A 19,737-nucleotide genomic window follows, 5' to 3' on the forward strand; every position below is an offset into this window, starting at 1 on the left:
CGGCCAGTCAGGGCGTACCGATGAGTAGCGATTCCCGATGAGTGAGTAGCGGTTCCCGATGAGCGGTGATGCGCATCCGCTGCGCCGGTCGACCGACCGGACGCCCCTCCCCGGCACCCGGACGGTGAGTCTCGTCCTCACGGCCCGCCCCGGTGACGGGCGCCCTGGAGCGGCCCTGGACCGGCTCCTCGGCCAGGTGCCGGCGAGCGTGCGGGAGGTCGTCCTGATCGGCGGCCCCGCCGGGGCGGGCGCCGCCCGCGACGGGCTCCGCGTGGTCCGGCTCGGGGACTGGGACTTCGCGCGGGGCGACATCCCGCACGCGGCCCTGCTCGCGGCGACCGGTGACCTGATCGTCCTGATGAACGCCGACGGCAGCATGTCGCCGCACGAGATCCCGCATTACCTGCACTACCTGGAAAGCGGTTACGACTTCGTGAAGGGCTCGCGTTTCATCGCGGGCGGCGACTACGCCGACTATCCGCTGTCGCGGCGGGTCGGGCACCGCGCGCTGCTGCGACTCGCCCGCCGGCTCTACGGTCAGCACCTCACGGATCTCTGGTACGGATTCTGCGCGTTCCGGCGGCCTTTCGTCGACCTCCTCGACCTGCGCGAGGACGGCGTCGAGCTCGGGGCGGAACTCGTCACGCACGCGTTGCACTACGGGCTACGCGTCGCCGAGGTGCCGAGTCTCGAACTGCCGCGCCGTCACGATCCGTCGCATCCCCGCACGATCCGCGACGGCGCCCGCATCCTCGGCGCGCTCCTCCACGAGCGGCCGCACAACGCCCTGTCGCGCCTGGCGCACGGACCTTTCCGCAGCCCCTCCGGTTGACGAACCGTACCGAAGGATGCTAACGCTGAAGTGAGCAATGTTTCAGGACGAACCAGGCCCTGAGGGCACCCCCCTCGGCAGGGTCGGTTGACGGAAGAGGCTCGACGTGAACTCCAGCCCCCTCAGCCGAACGCCGGTGGCACCCGTTCCGCACCCGCTGCGACGCGTGACCGACTGGCCCCTCGCCGATGCCCGGCGCCGCCCGCTCTGCCGGTCCCCGCGCGCCGCGACGGCCCACCCGGCCCGCCGGGCCTCCGACCGGATCGTCCCCGTCGCCCCTTCGCGCCGGAGCGCGGCGTGCCGGCCGCGCTGCGCCGCCCGGCGGCGGCGCGCCCGCACGGCCCACACCCGCACCGCCCGCCGCGGCAGCGGCTCAGGCCCATCAGCCTGCTCGTCCGGACCAGCTCCGACACCCCGGTCCCGCGCCTCCGCGGACCCGGCCCCACGTGACCGTGGACCCGCCCACGCCGAGAAGCCTCGGAGGCGGGTGCCATGACCAGCGTCCGAGGGCCTCTGCTCGTCGCGGTGTCGGGACCCGACGACGCCGACACCTCCTCGCTCGTACGCCGGCTCGCGGTGCTGCTCCGCGAGCGCGGCGTCACCGTCCTCGCCCTCCCCTGCCGCGGCTGCTTCCTGTGCCGCCGGCTCCCGGTCCCGCCCCGCGTGAGGGACGCGGGGGAACCGGGCAGGGACGCGTGGGCGCGGCGCGCCACGGATCCCGAGCGCCGGGGACCCTGGCCGCGCCGTGCCCACGCCCTTCTCGACGCGGGGCTGCTCGCCGCGCGGATCGCCGTGGCCCGGCTGCGCGCGCGGGCACGGGCGCGCGGCCGGCAGGCCGTGGTCCTGACCGACCGGGGGCCGCTGGACGGCCTGGTGAGGTTCGGCCTCCCGGCCACTTCCCGGGCCGCGGCCTCCTTCCGCCGGATCGCCGACGGCTACGGTCTCACCCTGCTGGTGGAGACCGGTCCCGGGACGCTGCGCGCCCGGGGCCGCGAGGAGGCCGCGGGACCGTCGGCCGACTGGTGGGACCGCTGCCGCAGCTGGTCGCGCAGGCTGCCGCGGGTCACCCGGCTCGACGGCGACGGGGCTCCGTCCCTGGTGGCCGAGGCCGCCCTGCTCCGGATCCTCGACACGATGCGGGAGCGGGAGCGTGCGGCCGCCGCCGTTCCGGAGCGCGGCACGGCCGGAGCGCGGCGGCACGTCGTGGTGTCGGTCTACGACGGCGCCGACGCCCCCGCCCACCGCAGCGGCGGGGCGCTGGTGGCCGGCAAGGTGGCCCGGCGGCTCGCCGAGGACTTCCGGGTGACCGTCGTGACGGCGGGGCGGCGCGGCGGCACCGAGGAGCGGGACGGCATCCGGTACGTGCGGCTCCCGGTGGGCCGGGCGGGCCCGCGCGCCGGGCAGCTGCTGTTCCTCGTGCTGCTGCCGTTCGTGGCCCGCCGGATCCGGCACGACCTGTGGCTGGAGAACTTCACTCCCCCGTACTCGACGAGCTTCCTGCCCCTGACGTCCGGTGCCCCCGTGATCGGCATCGACCAGGGGCGCCCCGGCGAGGCCTCGCGGAGGCGCCCCCGCCTCCCGTTCCTCCTCGTCGAGCGGCTCGGACTGCGCTGCTACCGGCACATCGTGACGCCGAACAGCGCGGACGGCTCGACGATCCGCCGCCTCAACCCCCGGGCCGACGTGCAGGTCATCCCCAACGGGGTCGATCAGCGCCTGCTCGACGAGGCCCTGCTCGGGACCGGGCAGTTCATCCTCTTCCTGGGCCGGATCGACACCTGGGTCAAGGGCCTCGACCTGCTGCTCGACGCCTACGACCGGGCCCGGCCCCCGCTCGACCTGCTGCTCGCCGGCAGCGGCGCCCCCGCCGAGGAACGCCGCCTCACCGCGCTCATAGCCGCCCACAACCGCGATCCGCTGTCCCGGATCCACTGGGTCGGCTTCGCCGGCGAGGAACGCAAGCGCCAACTGCTGCGCGACAGCGCCTTCCTGGTGATGCCGTCGCGACATGAGACCTTCGGCCTGGTGGCCCTGGAGGGCATGGCGTACGGCAAGCCCGTGCTGCACTTCGACCTGCCCGCGCTGCGCTGGATGCGCGGCACCGGGGACGTGGCCGTGCCGCCGTTCGACGTGGCGGCGTTCGGCGCGCGGATGACCGAGCTGGCCTCGGACTCCGCGCTCCGCCAGTGCCTCGGCCACCGGGCCGGGATCACCGCGCAGCACTACGCGTGGGACGAGATGACGGGCCGCTACCTGGCCCTGGCCCACCGGCTGCTCGACTCACCCGCCGCTGCGCGGCGGCCGCCGAGGAAGAGGGGTGCGTCGTCATGGCAGACGACCCGCTGACCGCCTTCGTCCGGACCGTCCTCGGCACCGGTGTCCCGATGATCGTGCTCTCGCCGCACCTGGACGACGCCGTGCTGTCCTGCGGCGCGCTGCTCGGCTGGGCGGGGCGGCGGGCCCCGGTGACGGTCGCGACGCTGTTCACGGAGGCCGCGCCGCCGCCGTACACCCTCTCCGCCCGGCAGTACCTGCGGCAGACCCGGGCCTGCGACGCGGAGCAGCTGTACGCGGACCGGCGCGCGGAGGACCGGCGGGTCCTGGAGCTGCTCGGTGTGGACTGGCGTCACGTCGGCCTGGTCGACGGGCTGTTCCGGCGGCTGCCGCGGTCCCGCCCCGGCCTCGGACGGCTCGCCCCGCTGCTGCCCGAACTGGAGCACGTGTACCCGACGTACCGGCTGCACCTGGCCCGGGGCCGGGTGTCCGCGCACGACGCCGAGACCCTGCGCGTGGCCGGGGAGACCATCGACACCCTGCTGCCCGCCCGCTCCGGCGGCCTGGTGCTCGCGCCCCTCGGCGTCGGCGGGCACGCCGACCACGTGCTCGCCCGCACCGCCGCCGAGCGGAGCGGCCGCCGGGTCGTGTACTACAGCGAGTTCCCGTACAACCAGACGGCCGCCGCCGACGCGGAGTTCACCGGCCGGCACCGTCTCGTGGCCCGTTCCTGGGAGCGGGACCTCGACCGGAAGGCGGAGCTGATCCGGGGCTACCGGACCCAGGCCGACGCGCTGTTCCCCGGCGGCCTCATCCCCCGCGCGCCCGAGGTGTACCTGCTGCCCGGGGCCGGGGACACGGCCGTCTCCCGTGGCCCCGCCCGGCTGCGCCGCACCAGGACCCGGACGGCCGGCGGTGTGCCGTGACCGTGCCGTGCGGCCCGGCGCCGGGACCGGCCGCCGCGGAGGTGCTCGATGCGCCGCGGTGAGCGGCCCCGTGTCCTGCTCCTGACCGGCGGTCCGCTGGACGGGGCGGAGGGCGGTGCCGTACGGCTCGCCGGCGACGTCCTCGGGGCGCTGCCGAACGTGGACTTCGTGTGGTTCGCCCGGTGGCCGAACCGGCACCAGGAGGTCCCGGAGCGCGGGCGGCCGGTCCGCATCCTGTCCCGGGACGTGCCGGGCGTCCCCGCGCGGGTGCAGTCCGCGCTCGCCGGGGCGCTGTTCGCCCGCCGCGTCGACCTCGTGCACGTCTTCCTGACCATCGGCCGCACCTTCCCGGTCCTGTCCCGGCTGCGCCCGCTGCTGCTCGGCGGACGGCCCGTCGTGCACACCGTGCCCTGCGTTCCGGACAACCGCTTTCTGGCCCACGGCCGTTCCCTGGGGACGACGGTCGCCCTGTCCGAGTCGATGGCCCGCCGGCTGCGGGCCGCCGACTTCGGCGACGTCCGTGTCGTCCCGCCGATGATCGCTCTGGACGCGTGGCCGTACCTGCCGCGCCCCGAGGGGTTCCCCTCGGTCCTCTTCGCCGGGCGCCACGATCCGCACGGCGGGGCGGAGACCGCGATCGAGGCGGCTGCGGAGGCCCACCGGGAGGGGGCCAGGTTCCGTCTGGTGCTCGCGATGCGGGGACGACCGGGGCAGGACACCGCGACCCTCGACGAGGCGCTGCGGGAGCGCGCCGGCGCGGCCGGGCTGCCGGACGTCGAGGTGCGCGGATACGTCGAGGACATGCACGCCCTGCTCGCCTCCGTCCAGGTGCTGCTGTACCCGCCGGTCGCGCTCGGCGGGAATCCGGACATCCCGTTCACCGTGCTCCAGGCGCTGGCCACGGGCCGGCCGTCGATCCTCAGCGACCTCCCGCAGTTCGCCGACTTCGGGCACGCCGTGCTGCGCGCCCCTGCGGGTGACGGGCGCCGCACCGGGCAGCAGCTGGCATGGCTGCTCGACCAGCCGCGCTCCTGGGACATGCTCGCGGAGCGGGGGCGGGCCCTCGTCGAGGACCACTTCGGCCCCGAGCGCTTCGCCGCCCGGTACGCGGCGCTCTACCGGGAGTTGCTGTCATGAGGGCTGCTGTCATGCGGGCGCGGGAGCCTGCGCCTCGGCGGTGAGCGCCTCCGCGGTGAGCAGGAGGATGCCCGTGTCCCCGTACTCGGGCAGGGTGAGGTCCTTCTCGACCCTGCCGATCCGCAGTCCGCTGGTGCGCGGGGCGAACACGGACCGCAGGGCGGTCTCGTCGACGGGGCAGGCGGGCCAGACCGGGCCGTCGCCGATGCGGTAGCTCGGCATGCGTTCCATGAAGGCGGCCAGGAGGGTGCCGCCGGGGCGGACGGCGCGGACGAAGGCCTCGCACAGGGCGGTGAACTCGCCGAAGTCCTCGGTGACGCTCTCGGCGACGAAGTTCATCGAGGCGAGGTCGTAGGTGCCGGGGACCACGTCGTCGGCGGTGCCGCGGACGACCCGCACCCGGCGGAGCGCCTCCGCGCAGTCCTCGGGGAGGGCGGGGTCGAGGGAGCGGCACAGGGCGTAGAAGGGCCGCCAGCTGTCGTCGATGCCGCGGGTGAGCTGTTCGCGCAGGTAGCGGACGCCTGCGGCGCTGGGTTCGAGGGCGTCGACGGCTCGGCCGGCGGCGCCGGCGAGCATCAACGGGTACAGGTTCGGCCCGGCGCCCAGTTCGAGGGTGCGGGCCAGGGCGCCGGGGGCGAAGCGCCGGTAGACGGCGGAGTGGTGGCGGATGACGCCGATGTCGCAGGGGTGGAGGCGGCGGTAGTTCTCGGCGAGGTAGTCGGCGACGGGCCAGTCGTCCCAGTCGGCGTCCCGGTTGCGGCGTGCCCGGCCCGTCGCCGGGGGGTCCTGGGGGATCCGGTCCATCACTGCTCCGCGGGCGGGCCGGCCGTGACGGGACGGGGGGCCGCGGCGGGCTGCAGGGTGAACCGGGCGGCGAGCTCCGTGAGGGCGGCGCACAGCTGGTCGATCTCCTCGTCGGTGTTGGCGGCGGTGATCTGGATGCGGAAGCCGACCCGGTCGCGCGGGACGAGGGGGTAGGACGCGAGCGTCACGTAGATGCCGCGCTCCCAGAGGAAGGTGGCGACGGCGTCGAGGTCCCCGGCGTCGCCGAGCGGGATCTCGATGATCGGCAGGCCGTCGGTGTTGGGGGTGGCGATGCCCAGGCTCCGTACGTGGGCGAGGGTGCGGGCCGTCCTGCGGTACAGGCGGGCCCTGATCTCGTCCCCGCGCTCGTCGTTGAGGTCGAGTCCGGCGAGGGCGGTGGCGAGGGAGGCGGTCGGCGAGGGCCCCGAGTACAGGTACGGGGCCGCCGCCACCTTGAGGTGGTCCTTGAGCCACCTCGGTACGGCGAGGAAGGCGAGCAGCGAGGAGAAGGCCTTGGAGAAGCCGCCGACCAGGACCAGGTTGTCGTACGTCTCCCCCAGGTGGCGCACGATGCTGTTGCCGCGCGAGCCGTACGGGCTGGTCTCGCCGGCGCGGCGCTCCCCGATGACGCCGAAGCCGTGGGCGTCGTCGATGTAGAGGAGGGCGCCGTTCTCCCGGCAGATCCGGGCGAGGACGGGCAGGTCGGGGAAGTTGCCGGTCATGCTGTTGACGCCGTCCATGCAGACGAGCCGGCCGGAGTCGGCGGGCGCGCCGCGCAGCAGGCTCGCCAGCTCGTCGGGCCGGTCGGCGTGGAAGCGGTGGACCTCGGCGCCCTGTCCCCGCGCGCCGACGCAGCCGTCGTACACGGTGCGGTGGGCCTGCGCCTCCACGAAGACCTGTCCGGTGCCGGCGAGGAGCGGGATGACGGACTGGTGGATGAGGGTGATGGTGGGCAGCAGGAGGGTGTCGGGGGCGCCGAGGAGTTCGGTGAGCCGCTCCTCGATGCGGGGGTAGATCCGGGGGCTGCCGATGAGCCGGGACCAGCTGGGGTGGGTGCCCCAGCGCCGGACCTCGGGTTCGATGGCTTCGATGATCTCGGGTTCGAGGTCGAAGCCGAGGTAGTTGCAGGAGGCGAAGTCGACGAGCCAGTCGTCGCCGACCCGGATGCGGCGGCCGTCGACCTCGTCGATGACGGCGTCGCACATGAGGCTGGTCCGCTGGAGGTGCTCCAGGTCCCGCCACCGGGACTCGCGCGGGGGCCCGGTGGTGCGCACGGCGGAGAAGGGCCCTGCCGTCCGGACGGCCTGACGGGCGGCCGGCCGGGCCGCGGGCCGGCTCGCGGCGGGCGGGGCGTGGTGCAGATAGGACTCGGCCTGGTGGGCGGTCATGGGGCGGGCGAAGAGGTAGCCCTGCCCGTACCGGCAGCCCATCCCGGCGAGCAGCGCCCGCTGCTCCTCGTGCTCGATGCCCTCGGCGACGACCTGGAGGCCGAGGACGTCGGCGATGCGCACGATGCCCTCGACCAGCGCGACCTGCTGGGGGTCGGTGGTGATGTCGTCGATGAACGACTTGTCGACCTTGAGGACGTCGATGGGGAACTCGCGGAGGTAGCTGAGCGAGGAGAACCCGGTGCCGAAGTCGTCGATGGCGATGGCGACGCCCAGGTCCTTCAGGGCGGCCATGGTGCTCCTGATCTGGACGTCCTTGCGCATGAGGACGGTCTCGGTGAGCTCCAGGCAGAGCGAGCCGGGCGCGAGCCCGGAGGAGTGCAGGGCGCGCCGCACCTCTTCGAGGAACCCGGGGTCGCGGAACTGCCGGGGGGAGACGTTCACATTGGCCCGCAGGGGCGCGCGGTCGGAGTGGGCGCGCTGCCAGCGGGCGACGTCGAGCGCCGCGTGCTCCAGGACCCAGGCGCCCAGCGGCATGATGTGGCCGCTCTCCTCGGCCAGGGTGATGAACTGGTCGGGCGGCACCATGCCCCGGCGGGCGTGCGGCCAGCGGATGAGCGCTTCGAGACCGGCCGGGGCGCCGCCGTCCACCTCGACGATCGGCTGGTAGCGCAGGGCGAAGGCGTGGTCGGCGATGGCCCTGTCCATGCCCGCCTGGAGTTCGTGGCGGGCGACGAGCCGGGAGTGGAGCTCGGGACGGAAGAGCCGCCACCGCTTCTTGCCGGCGGCCTTGGCCGCGTACAGGGCGAGGTCGGCGTGGCCGAGGAGCTCCTCGGCGTGGGCGCTGTCGAGCACGGTCGCGATGCCGACGCTGGTCGACACGGAGACGGCGCCGTCGGTGAGGTGGAAGGGCTGGCTGAGGGTGTGCACGATCTCGGCCGCGAGGGCCTCGGCGTCGCGGGGCTCGCGCGCCCCCTCGATGAGGACGGCGAACTCGTCGCCGCCGAGCCGGGCGGCGGTGTCGGTGAGCCGCAGGACCGAGGTGAGGCGGCGGGCGACGGCGACGAGGAGCTCGTCGCCGACGGAGTGCCCCATCGTGTCGTTGACGACCTTGAAGTCGTCGAGGTCGACGAAGAGCATGCAGGTCAGGGTGGACTCGCGGCGGCCGCGGAGCAGCGCCCGCTCGATGCGTTCGAGGAGCAGGACCCGGTTGGGGAGGCCGGTGAGGGAGTCGTGGAACGCCCGGTGGGTCAGTTCCCGTTCCAGTTTCCGCTGCTCGGTCACGTCACGGAGGGTCAGGACGAGGCCGTGGACGGTGCGCTCGTCGCGCAGGTTGCTGCACCGGACCTCGGCCTCCAGCTCGCCGGAGCCGCCGCGCAGCAGCTTCCAGTCGTCCCGGGCGTCGGCGGCGCCGCGGGCGCGGGCGTCGGCGACGAGGCGCAGCGCGGTCGTCGTGTCGGCGGGGGCGAGGAGGTCGGTGAGCGGGGTGCCGGGGAGCAGGGAGCGGCCGAACATGGACTCGGCCGAGGGGCTGGCGTACCGGATGGTGTCGTCGTCGTCCAGGATCAGGATGACGTCCGAGGTGTTGTGCACGAGGGTGCGGAAGTAGGCCTCGCTGGTGCGGCGGTTGACCTCCTCGCTGAGCCCGAAGCGTTCGAGGGCCAGGGCCGCCTGGGAGGCGAGGGACTGCGCGGGTCCCGATATCTCGGCGAGCTTGCGTTCGGATCCCGCGAAGAGCAGCACGCCGAGCAGCGGTTCGCCCCCGGAAGGGGACTGGAGCTCCAGGGGGCAGAGCAGGACGTGGGTCTCGGGCGTGATCTCGGCGGCGACGGACGGGTCGAGCCGGGTCAGGGGGAGCAGCCGGGCGCCCTCGGCGACCAGCTCGGACCAGGAGGTGCCGCGGGGCCGGATCAGTTCGTCGGTGCGGCAGCTCCAGGGGTGCTCCGTGGTGGCCACGGCGGTGAGGCCGCCACGGCGGTCCCGGGTGAGGAGGAGGACCTGGTGGGAGGTGCCGGGACCGAAGAGGGTGGCGGTGGCCGTCTCGACCGCTCCGGCGACCTCGCGGGGGCTGAGGGCGGCGACGAGGGAGGCGGCGGCGAGCCGGAGGCTGCGCTCGCGGGCCTCGGCCTTGCCGTGGTCGCTCATCATGCCCCAGAGCCGGGCGAGGACCAGCAGGAACATCAGAGCCGAGAAGATCGCGATGACGGCGATGTCCTTGTTCTGGTTGTGGCGCAGCGACTGGAGGAGCAGCAGGCCGGGGGCGACGAGCGAGGCCCCGGCGAGCAGCGCGAGCCGCCGCTCGGCGACGCGCCGGGGCGGTTCGGGGACGGGTTCGGTGAGGCCGGTCATGGAGGGGTGGAGGGCTGCCAGGCCCCAGGCGGTGAAGAAGACGACCCAGCCGAGGTCCCACGGGGTGCCGACCATCCAGGTGCCCTTGAGTTGGAGGATTCCGTAGATGACGTCGGACGCGAGGATGCCGCAGGTGCCGAGGGTGAGGAGCTGTACGGATCGGGATCTCAGCCCGCCGGGGATGAGGAGTCGGGCGAGCATCGCGAGCATCAGCACGTCGCCGAGGGGGTACGCGATGGAGATGGCCTTCTCGGTCCAGGTCATGCCCTCGCTCCTGGCGAGCGGGGTGATGAGGTTGACCCAGCACAGCAGCGCGAGCCCCGAGGTGAGGATCAGCGCGTCGAGGACGACGCCGAGGTCGCGGCCGACGGCCCGGTAGCGGATGAAGCCGAAGAGGCCGATCGCGAAGAGCGGGTACGTGGCCAGGTAGAGGGCGTCGGCGACGGACGGGAAGGGTCTGGTCTGGCCGAAGAAGGCCTCCAGGGCGTTGTACGCGGTGTCGCCGCTCACGAAGGTGAGGTTGGCCGCGGCGAGCACCAGCCAGGGCCAGCGCCGGGACGGCCGGTGCAGATGGACGCCGACGAGGATCGCGACGACGCCGCTGAGCCCGATGAGCGCCCACAGGGTGGTGTGGCGGGAGGGGAGCTCCAGGTACGCGACGGTCAGCAGGGTCACGAAGAGGACGTAGATCAGGGTCCAGAAGCGCAGTTTCGCGGACGCGGTGGGCGGCCGGTTGAGCCGGCTCAACGACATCGTCCACCGCCCCCTTGCCGGGTCGGACGCCGCCGGGAGCGCCCTGTTCGCGGATACGGGCCCTGTAGATGTCCATTCTCCGGGGCACCCGGGAGGGCTGCATCTCGGCGCCGGCGGGGCGCACCGGAGCCGGTGTCAGGAGGAGGCGCGTCGGCCGGTGTCAGGAGGAGGCGCGTCGGCCGGTGTCAGGAGGAGGCGCGGACCACGAGTTCGGTGGGCAGCATCCGGCGGGGCTGCTCGTCCGGGTCGCCGGGCGAGGCGATCTCCGTCAGGAGCATCCGCGCCATGGTGCGGCCCATCTCCTCGATGGGCTGGCGCACGCTGGTCAGCGGCGGGTCCATGTGCCGGGCGATCGCCGAGTCGTCGACGCCGACGAGGGCGACGTCCTCGGGGACGCGGCGGCCCGCCTCGCGCAGCACGCTCCGCGCGCCGGCCGCCATCACGTCGGAGGCGGCGAAGACGGCGTCCAGGTCGGGCCGGCGGTCGAGGAGCTCCCGCATGGCCCGCCGGCCGCCCTCCTCGGTGAAGTCGCCGTCGGTGACGAGGGTCTCGTCGGGGGTGAGTCCGGCCTCCGTCAGGCCCTCGCGGTAGCCGTCGAGGCGGCAGCGGGCCACGTACATGTCGAGGGGTCCGGTGACGGTGGCGATCGTGCGCCGGCCGCGGGCCGCGAGGTGGGCGACGGCGGCCCGGCCCGCGCCGGTGTTGTCGGAGTCGACGAAGGCGACGCGCTCGTCCTGGGTGCGCCGGCCGTTGAGGACGGCGGGCAGGCCGAGGGCGCGGACCTGGTCGGGCAGCGGGTCGTCGGCGTGCACGGAGACGAGGAGGACGCCGTCGACGCGCTGCGCCGCGAGGTACTGCTCGAAGCGCTGCCGCTCCTGTTCGCTGCGGATGAGGGTCAGCAGCAGCTGCTTGTCGGCGTCGGCGAGTTCGGCGCTGACCCCGCGGATGATGTCGAGGAAGTACGGCTCCGCGAAGAGCCGTGCCTCGGTCTCGGGGATCACGAGGGCGACGGCGTCGGTGCGGCTGCCGGCGAGGGCGCGGGCGGCCCGGTTGGGGACGTAGCCGAGTTCGGCGACGGCCCGTTCGACGGCGGCCTTGGCCTGTTCGCTCACCTTCGGGGAGCCGTTGATGACCCGGGAGACCGTGCCGCGCCCGACTCCGGCCCGGGCCGCGACCTCCTCGAGGGTGGGCCTGCCGGTCTGCCGTCCGCTCGCCGCCATGTGCCGCCTCTCCCCTTCGGGGCGCCGCCCCCGCCTGCGTCTGACGCGAACCTATCAGGCGGGGCCGGGCGCGCCGGGACGGTTCAGGAGCCGGTCGGGGCCAGCTCGGCCATGGCGCCCCAGCCCTGCTGCGGGACCTCGACGTTGATGATCTCGGGGGTGGCGGCGATGGCACCGGCCATGGCGGAGAGGCCGGCCGCGAAGTGGTCGGAGGCGACGTGGACGGCGCCCGCGGCGGCGTCGGCGAAGGCCTCCAGGAGGACGAAGACGTTCGGGTCGTCGACGCTGCGGGACCAGTCGAAGAAGAGGTTGCCGGGCTCCGCGCGGGTGGCGCGGGTGAAGTCGTCGACCAGGTCGAGCCAGCGGTCGGCGTGGTCGGGGCGGACGGTGAAGCGGACGGCGATGAAGATCATGCGTCCACCCTCGCGGCGGCCGGTGCCGGTGGGCGAGCGGGACGGCTCAGGATTCCGGCAGGGTCGGAAACGCCGGTACGGAGCGGTGCAGCGCGGCCCGGATCTCGCCCTGCCGCCGCCCGAACTCGGCGGTGGGCAGCGAGACCGACAGGGCGTGCACGATGCCGTCGCCGCGCTCGGGCAGGGCGACGGCGAGACAGGTGTACGCGAGGTCGGCCTCCCCGACGGACACGGCGAAGCCCTGGCCCCGCACCCGGTCCACCTCGGCCTCGAAGCGCTCCGCGCTGGTGATCGTCCGCTCGGTGAAGCGGGCCATGCCGTGCTCCGCCAGATAGCGGCGGCGCAGCGGGCGCGGCAGCGCGGCGAGCAGCGCCTTGCCGTGGGCGGTGGCGTGGGCGCGGACCTCGGGGCCCGGGGTGAAGGGGTGGTCGGCGTCGGTGACCGGGGCGGTGGTGTCGACGACCGTGATCAGGCCGTCGCGGTACGCGGTGTGGTACGCCTCCGCGCCGGTCGCCCGCCGCAGCCGGCCCAGGAGCTCGCCGGTCCCGGCGCCGAGCCCGTGGTGCCGCTGGTGGGAGCGGTGCAGGGCCGGGACGCGGGGGCCGGGGGCGTACCCCTCGGCGGTACGGACGAGGTAGCCGCGGGCGAGGAGGGGGCCGGTGAGGTGGTAGACGGTCGAGAGCGCGCACCCGAGCCGCCGCGCCAGCGTCTTCGCCCCGACGGGCCGGTCCGCGTCGACTATGAGGTCGAGCACGGCGAGGGCGCGGTCGACGGACTGGGGGCCGGGGGTGTGGGGCATCGGTCCAGCTTAGGCGGGGCGGCGGGACCTGCACGGCCGCACGCTGCGCGTCCGCTTCACCCCGCTCCGTAGCCCTGTAGGGGATATCACCTTTATATCCATAAGACACTCTTTCGGCGTACGGTCGTGTGGTTGCCCATTCCCTCGACGCCCCGGGAGAGCGTGTGCCCCGCTCCACGACCGACCTTGACCCGACGCCCCGCGAGGGGCGCCGTCCGCGTCTTCGGACGGCGGCGATCGCGACGGGTGTGGTCGCCGTCGCCGCGGGCGGACTGTACGTGGCGGGTCTCGTCGCCACCGGGGACGACATATCCGCCGGCACCCGGGTCGACGGCGTGGACATCGGCGGCATGAGCCGCTCCGAGGCCGAGGCCAGGCTGACGGCCGCCGCCCCGGCCTCGTGGAAGGCGCCGATACCCGTGAAGGTCGGCGACCGGGCCGCCACCGTGGACCCGGCCTCCGCCGGTCTGACCGTGGACGTCGCGAAGACCGCCGACCGGGCGGCCGACCCCTCCCGTGACCCCGTCACCGTCGTCGGACGGCTCTTCTCCTCCGGCGAGCGCGAAGTCCGGCCGGTGTACGCCTACGACGAGGCCAAGACCAGGACCGCCGTGGCCGAGCTGGCCAAGCAGAACGACCGCACGGTCCGCGAGGGGTCCGTCGCCTTCCACGACGGCAAGGCCGTCGCGACCCAGTCCGTCACGGGCAGCAAGCTGGACACCGGCCGCGCCGCCGAGTCCCTGCGCGCGGCCTACCCGGCCGCCACCGGCGCCGCCGCGGTGACGCTCCCCGTCCAGGTGACCGAGCCCAGGCTGCCCGCCGCCGAGGTGTCCCGCTTCCTCGACACGTACGCGAAGCCCGCCGTCTCCGGCCCCGTGACGCTCACGGCCGGCAGCGAGCGGCTGCGGATCTCCGCCGCCACGCTCTCCGACCACCTCACCGTGAAGAACGACGGCGGCCGCCTCACCGCCTCCCTCGACCAGGACGCCCTGCTGCGCGACCCGGACGTGGCGCGTCCCCTCGCCTCGCTGACGGGCGCGCCGGTGGAGGCCTCCCTCGGGGTGCGCGACGGCAAGGTCGTCGTGGAGTCGGAGGGCCGGCCGGGCCACGAGGTGACCGCGAAGGCCCTGGGCGACGCCGTGCGCCCGCTGCTCACGAAGTCGGGCGACGCGGCCCGTACGGCCCCGGTGGCGACCAAGGTGACGGAGCCGGGGCTGACCTCCGCCTCGCTGGCCCGCCTGGGCATCACCGAGCAGATGTCGACGTTCACGGTGAACTTCCCCACCGCCCCGTACCGGACGACGAACATCGGCCGCGCGGCCGAGCTCATCAACGGCTCGCTGGTGCAGCCGGGCGAGGTGTGGAGCTTCAACAAGACGGTCGGCGAGCGGACCCCGGACAACGGCTTCGTCGACGGCACGATGATCCTCGACGGCTCGTACCGCTCCGCGCCCGGCGGCGGCGTCTCGGCGATGGCCACCACCGTCTACAACGCCATGTTCTTCGCCGGGGTGCAGCCCGTCGAGCACGGCGCCCACTCCTTCTACATCGAGCGCTACCCGGCCGGCCGGGAGGCGACCGTCGCCTGGGGCCAGCTCGACCTGAAGTTCCGCAACGACACGGGCAAGCCGATCTACATCAAGGCGAGCGCCACCGACCACTCGGTCACGGTGAGCTTCCTCGGCACGAAGAAGTACGACTCCGTGGAGGCGGTCGCCGGACCGCGCACCAACATCACGCAGCCCGTGAAGCGCGAGGGCACCGGTGAGGCCTGTGTGCCGCAGCCGCCCCTGGAGGGCTTCGACACCACGGTGGACCGCGTGTTCAAGAACGACGGCGTCGAGGTCAAGCGGGAGACGTACAAGACCCACTACACCCCGCGCGACGAGGTGACCTGCAAGCCGACCACCGAGAAGGGCGACGCCTCCCGCTGACGGAAGGGTGTCTTCCCGTTCGGCCGGGGCATGTCTTCGGAGGGCGGTCCGTCGGCGATCCGCCGGTCCGCCCCCGAACCTCCCCGGACCGTCGGAGGCACGCCTTGGCCCATCGCAGCGACCCCTTCGAGCGGCTCCTCGGCGAGGCCGCCCGCGCGGGCACGTACCCGGGCGCCGCATGGGCCGTGGGCGATGCCCGTACGACCCTCTCGTCCGGGGCGGTCGGGGTGCTCGACCCGGAGCGCCCGGGTGAACCGACGCTCCCCGACACGCTCTTCGACGTGGCGAGCCTGACCAAGATCCTCGTGGTCTGGGCGGTCACCGGCACCCTCGTCGACGCCGGGAAGCTCGACCTGACCGCCCCGCTCGGCTCGTACTGGCCCGAGGCCGCGGGCCGGCCGCTCGCCGGCGCGACGGCGCACCACCTCCTCACCCACACCGCCGGCCTGCCCCTGCGCGCCAACCTCCGGCATCTGTACGGCTCCGACCCGCAGGACGTCCGCGACGGCGTCCTCGCCGAGCCGCTGCGGCACCGGCCCGGGGAGGCCGTCGCGTACACCGACCGGGCGGCGCTGATCCTCGGCTACCTCGCCGAGCACCTCACCCGGCAGCCGCTCCGCCGGCTCGCCGCGGACCGGATCTGGACGCCCCTCGGCATGGCGGAGACCCGGTACGGGCCGCTGCCCGCCGGGCTCGGGGAGCGGTGCGCGCCCACCGAGTACGACGAGGAGGGCGGCGCCCCGCTGCGGGGCACCGTCCACGACTTCTCGACCCGGCTGCTCGGCGGGGCCTGCGGGATCGCGGGGGTCTTCACCACCACCGCCGACGTCGGCCGCTTCCTGCGCCATCTGCTCCTCCCGGAGCCGGGCGCCTTCTCCGCCGGCTGGACCGCCGCGTCGCTGCGCGTCCACACGGGCCCGCTCGTCCCGCCGCGCGGGCTGTTCTGGCATCCGGCGCCGGGCACGGAACCGGCGGACGACGTCTGGGCGCACTTCGGCTTCACCGGCACGGCCCTGTGGGTGTCACCGGCGCGCGGCCGGTGGGCCGTCCTGCTCACCAACCGGCTCCGGCTGACCCGGGACCCCGGGCCGCTGGCGCGGGTCAGGGACGTGTTCCGGACCCTCGCCTTCGGCTGACCGGCGCGCGGAATCGGGATGCGGACCGGGCCCCGGTTCTGCGACCCTGCACCCGCCGATGATCTTCGACAGCGTGACACGGACGGGGTGCGGACGGATGGGCTTCACAGGGGAAGGGCCGGTTCTGGAAGGCGCGTTCGTACGCCTGGAACCGCTGGGACACCACCACGCCGCCGGCCTGGCGGAGGCGGCGGAGGAGCGCCGGGACTCGTACGGCTTCACGTGGGTGCCGGGGCGGGACGCCTTCGCGGCGTACGTCGACGGGCAGCTCGGCCGCGCCGCCGACGGAACCGTCGTCCCGTACGCACAGGTCGACCCGGCGACCGGCCGGGTGATCGGTGCCACCGCGTTCCTGGATCCGCGTCCCTGGCCCTCCGGTGAGGGCCTGAGCGCGGTCGAGATCGGCTACACCTGGCTCGCCGCCTCCGCCCAGGGCACCGGAGTGAACGCCGAGTCCAAGTACCTGCTCTTCCGGCACGCCTTCGAGAGCTGGGAGGTGGCCCGGGTCGACCTCAAGACCGATGCCCGCAACGCCCGCTCGCGGGCGGCCATCGCGTCCGTCGGCGCGAGCTTCGAGGGCGTCCTCCGGAACCACGCCCGCTCCTGGGCCCCGGGCGAGGACGGCCGTCTCCGCGATTCCGCCGTCTTCTCGATCATCGCCACCGAATGGCCCGAACGCCGGGCGGCGCTCGAAGAGCGCCTGGCCGGCATCCGGGAGCGCCGCGCGTCCGGCGGGGCACCGCGCGGGGCCTCACGGACCCGGTCGTGATCCACCGGACGGGCGCCGGGTGACGGGACCTCAGGGCTTCTCTTCCGCCATGACCCGGGACGCCAGGGCCTTCAGGCCTTCCAGGCACTCGTCGATCCGCATGCCGAGGTCGTGCCGGCGGGCGAGCTCCAGGCACGACTCCCAGGTCTCGCGGGCCGCGTCCCACTCCCCGAAGTGGTGGTGGGCCCTGGCCGTGAAGACGAGGCAGTCGGCCGTGCCTCCCTGGTCGTTCATCCGGAGCCGGATGGAGAGCGCCTCCGCGAGGACCTCGAAGGCCTTGTCGCGGTCGCCGAGGACGCGCAGCGTGTCGCCGTAGTTGGTGAGGGCGGTGGCGAGGAAGACCCCGTGGCCGCTCCCCCTGATCAGGTCGATGACCCGCCGGTAGTCCGCGGCCGCCCGGTCCGGTTCGCCGCGCATCTTGTGGACGTCCGCGATCCGGCTGAGGAGCAGCGCCTCGCCCTTCGTGTTCCGGGTGGCGCGGTAGAGGTCGCGGGAGCGCTCGGCGTGGGCGAGCGCCTGCTCGGAGTCCTCGATCTGCAGGTAGACCGCCGACATGTTGCCGAGGATCGACGCCTGGGCGGCGAGGTCCGCGCGTTCGGTGAAGAGGCCCAGGGCGATCCGGAGGTGCTCCAGGCAGGCCTCGTTGCGGTAGGCCATGCCGTGGGCGACGGCCGTGCGCCGGTGCAGCCAGGCCTGCCCGAGCCGGTCGTCGTGCCTCCGGGCGATGTCCATGGCCTGCTCCAGGCAGGCGTCCCACTCCCCCGTCCACCAGTGCGTGCTCGCATGGCCGAAGAGGCCCACGGCGAGCCGCCAGGCGATGTCGGAGCGGCCCAGCTCCCCGGCGCGGGTGAGGGCGTCGCGGACGGCCGGCAGTTCCCGCTCGGTCCACCGGATCGCCTCGTCGTCGTCCGCGAACTCGGGCAGCGACATGTCCGTGACCGCGTCCCCGTCGAGCGGCGGCGGGGACTGCGTCTCGCGGGTGGCGGCCACCGTCGCGGCCGCGAGGGCCGCGGCGTACCAGGAGAGCAGCCGGAGCAGGGCCGCCGTCCGCTCCTCCTCGGTGTCCTCGTCGTCCCGCTGCGCCGCGTACTCGCCGAGCAGGTCGTGCAGCTGGTAGCGGTCGGGCTCGGGGTTGAGGAGGAGGTGGGCGTCGGCGAGGACGTCGAGGACGGCGGCGGCCCGGGCCTCCGTGACGTCGAGGAGCGCGGCGGCGGACTGCGGGGTGACGGCGTGGGCCGACCACACCCGGCCGAGGAGCCGGAAGGCCCGCGCGGCCTCGCGCTCCAGCGGCTGCTCGCTGTCCCGTATGGCCACGTAGCTCATGGCGAAGGTGCGGCGGACGTCGAAGTGCCCCATGGCGAGGGTGTCGAGCCGGCCCTGGTGCGGGGTGAGCCGCTTCGCCAGGAGCGCGAGGGGCCAGGAGGGCCGGGAGGCCAGCCGTCCGCCGACGATGTGCAGGGCGAGCGGCAGTCCCCCGCAGGCGGCCATGATGTCGGCCAGGGCCTCGGGCTCGCTCCGTACGCGCTCGGCGCCGGCGAGTCTGGCGAGCAGCGCGTGCTGGTCGGACTCGGGCAGCGGGGACAGCGGGACCTTCGCGGAGCGCGGCAGGTCGGCGAGCAGCTGGCGGCTGGTGATCAGGGCGGCGCTGTGCCCGCCGGCCGGGAGCAGGGGTGCGACGTGGGCGGCGTTCCGCGCGTTGTCGAGGACCAGGAGCACCCGGCGCTCGGCGAGCGCGGAGCGGAAGAGGGTGGCCCGGTCGTCGGTGTCCTCGGGCAGGGCGTCCTGGTGGACGCCCAGGTCGGACAGGAACCGGGCGAGCAGTTCGTGGGCCGTGCGCGCCCCGCCGGAGCAGTAGCCGCGCAGGTCGGCGTAGAGGGCGCCGTCGGGGAAGGCGTCGCGCACCCGGTGGGCCACGTGCATCGCGAGCGCGGTCTTCCCGACGCCGCCCATGCCGGAGATCACGACGGCCCGCGCGTGGGCGGGTCCGCTCCCGGGTGCCGCGTCGGTGCTCGCGGCCGCTCCCGGGGCCTCGGGTGGCACCCCGAGCAGCGCCCGTACGGTCGCGGCCTCGGCCTCGCGGCCCGTGAAGGCCTCGCCCTCGCAGGGGAGTTGGAAGGGCGCGCGGACCGAGACGGCGCGGGGCGCGGGGCCGGGCGCGGGTTCTCCGGCGAGCATCTCCGCGTAGGCCTCGTGGACGGCGGCGCCGGGTTCCGTGCCGAGTTCGTCGACCAGGTCCCGGCGCAGCCGGTGGAAGACGGCGAAGGCCTCGGCCCGGCGGCCGGAGCGGTGCAGGGCGAGCATGAGGCGCCGGTGGAAGCCCTCGCGCAGCGGGTGCTCCCCCACCAGGGCGGTGAGCGGGGCGACGGCCTCGTGGTGGCGGCCGAGGCCGAGCTCGGCGTCGAAGCTCCATTCGAGGACCTGGAGGCGCGCCTCCGCGAGCTGGTGGACGCGGAGTGCGGGCGCCTCGGTGTCCGAGAAGGGGGCGAGGTCCGCGAGGGGGGTGCCGCGCCACAGGGATCTGGCGAGGCCGGTCTCCCGGCGGACCGCCTCCCAGTCGCCCCGCCGGTGCGCCTGCTGGACGGCCAGGGCCCGGGCCTCGAAGACGTCGGCGTCGAGTTCGCCCTCGTGGACGGTCAGCTGGTAGCCGGGGGCGACCGTGCGCAGCCGCTCCTCGGTCCCGCCGTCGGCGGCGGCGAGGACGCGGCGGAGCCGGGTGAGGTGGTTGGCGAGGGAGGCGTCGGCGCTGGCGGGGACCGAGGCGCCCCAGAGGGCTTCCTTGAGGGTGTCCCGGGACACCGTGCGATTGGCCCGGAGCAGCAGTGCGGCGAGGAGGACGCGGACCTTGGGGCCGGTCACCGGCCGCAGTTCCGTCCCGTCGTGGACGACGAGTGGTCCGAGCAGCCCGAACTTCACCACCATGCCCCCGCTCAAGGTAGGCGGGCCCGCCCGCCTACGGCGGATCCCGACGTGTCCCATCGTACGGTTCGGGACCCCTTGATTGAT

General features: G+C 74.6%; 13 protein-coding genes. 7 read left to right on the forward strand and 6 right to left on the reverse strand.

Annotation, left to right across the window (positions count from 1 at the left end; genetic code table 11):
* Nucleotides 1-58 precede the first annotated feature (58 nt).
* The 4 genes from GGE06_RS12385 to GGE06_RS12400 all read left to right on the forward strand — a co-directional run bounded on the left by GGE06_RS12385 (nucleotide 59) and on the right by GGE06_RS12400 (nucleotide 5,169).
* Nucleotides 59-832: a glycosyltransferase gene (locus GGE06_RS12385; RefSeq protein ID WP_116162686.1), complete on the forward strand. Its 774-nt coding sequence runs from the start codon at nucleotides 59-61 to the stop codon at nucleotides 830-832.
* A 492-nt stretch (nucleotides 833-1,324) separates the two neighbouring features.
* A complete protein-coding gene (locus GGE06_RS12390) occupies nucleotides 1,325-3,178 on the forward strand; it encodes a glycosyltransferase family 4 protein (protein ID WP_184930848.1) in 1,854 nt (617 codons plus the stop codon).
* The gene (locus GGE06_RS12395) at nucleotides 3,160-4,032 is read left to right on the forward strand and encodes a PIG-L deacetylase family protein (RefSeq protein WP_116162682.1); all 873 of its coding nucleotides are present in this window, start codon (nucleotides 3,160-3,162) and stop codon (nucleotides 4,030-4,032) included. Before GGE06_RS12390 ends, GGE06_RS12395 begins: the two co-directional genes overlap by 19 nt.
* Before the next feature lie 48 nt (nucleotides 4,033-4,080).
* On the forward strand, nucleotides 4,081-5,169 hold the full coding sequence (locus GGE06_RS12400; protein ID WP_116162680.1) for a glycosyltransferase family 4 protein: 1,089 nt from the start codon (nucleotides 4,081-4,083) through the stop codon (nucleotides 5,167-5,169).
* A 9-nt stretch (nucleotides 5,170-5,178) separates the two neighbouring features.
* On the opposite strand, the gene GGE06_RS12405 is transcribed toward GGE06_RS12400, so the two are convergent.
* The 5 genes from GGE06_RS12405 to GGE06_RS12425 all read right to left on the reverse strand — a co-directional run bounded on the left by GGE06_RS12405 (nucleotide 5,179) and on the right by GGE06_RS12425 (nucleotide 12,895).
* Entirely contained in the window at nucleotides 5,179-5,973 is a 795-nt protein-coding gene (locus GGE06_RS12405) for a class I SAM-dependent methyltransferase (RefSeq protein ID WP_116162678.1), read from the reverse strand.
* Complete coding sequence (locus GGE06_RS12410) at nucleotides 5,973-10,463, reverse strand: aminotransferase class I/II-fold pyridoxal phosphate-dependent enzyme (protein WP_246532495.1); 4,491 nt, start codon at nucleotides 10,461-10,463, stop codon at nucleotides 5,973-5,975. The genes GGE06_RS12405 and GGE06_RS12410 overlap by 1 nt, the downstream gene beginning before the upstream one ends.
* A gap of 185 nt (nucleotides 10,464-10,648) precedes the next feature.
* The gene (locus tag GGE06_RS12415; RefSeq protein ID WP_184930849.1) at nucleotides 10,649-11,683 is read right to left on the reverse strand and encodes a LacI family DNA-binding transcriptional regulator; all 1,035 of its coding nucleotides are present in this window, start codon (nucleotides 11,681-11,683) and stop codon (nucleotides 10,649-10,651) included.
* Between the two features lie 83 nt (nucleotides 11,684-11,766).
* Entirely contained in the window at nucleotides 11,767-12,096 is a 330-nt protein-coding gene (locus GGE06_RS12420) for a putative quinol monooxygenase (protein ID WP_116162674.1), read from the reverse strand.
* 46 nt (nucleotides 12,097-12,142) lie between these two features.
* Nucleotides 12,143-12,895, reverse strand: coding sequence for an IclR family transcriptional regulator (locus tag GGE06_RS12425; RefSeq protein ID WP_184930850.1), 753 nt, complete (start codon nucleotides 12,893-12,895; stop codon nucleotides 12,143-12,145).
* 164 nt (nucleotides 12,896-13,059) lie between these two features.
* On the opposite strand from GGE06_RS12425, the gene GGE06_RS12430 reads away from it, so the two are divergent.
* From GGE06_RS12430 to GGE06_RS12440, 3 genes are all read left to right on the forward strand, one after another.
* Complete coding sequence (locus tag GGE06_RS12430) at nucleotides 13,060-14,829, forward strand: VanW family protein (RefSeq protein WP_116162670.1); 1,770 nt, start codon at nucleotides 13,060-13,062, stop codon at nucleotides 14,827-14,829.
* A gap of 104 nt (nucleotides 14,830-14,933) precedes the next feature.
* Nucleotides 14,934-15,965, forward strand: coding sequence for a serine hydrolase domain-containing protein (locus GGE06_RS12435; RefSeq protein ID WP_116162668.1), 1,032 nt, complete (start codon nucleotides 14,934-14,936; stop codon nucleotides 15,963-15,965).
* A gap of 97 nt (nucleotides 15,966-16,062) precedes the next feature.
* Nucleotides 16,063-16,734: a GNAT family N-acetyltransferase gene (locus GGE06_RS12440; RefSeq protein ID WP_116162666.1), complete on the forward strand. Its 672-nt coding sequence runs from the start codon at nucleotides 16,063-16,065 to the stop codon at nucleotides 16,732-16,734.
* 30 nt (nucleotides 16,735-16,764) lie between these two features.
* Here the strand turns inward: GGE06_RS12440 and GGE06_RS12445 are convergent, their stop codons facing one another.
* Complete coding sequence (locus tag GGE06_RS12445; RefSeq protein ID WP_184930851.1) at nucleotides 16,765-19,653, reverse strand: AfsR/SARP family transcriptional regulator; 2,889 nt, start codon at nucleotides 19,651-19,653, stop codon at nucleotides 16,765-16,767.
* Nucleotides 19,654-19,737: the final 84 nt, after the last annotated feature.

It is taken from the genome of Streptomyces nymphaeiformis (assembly GCF_014203895.1).
GTDB lineage: Bacteria > Actinomycetota > Actinomycetes > Streptomycetales > Streptomycetaceae > Streptomyces > Streptomyces nymphaeiformis.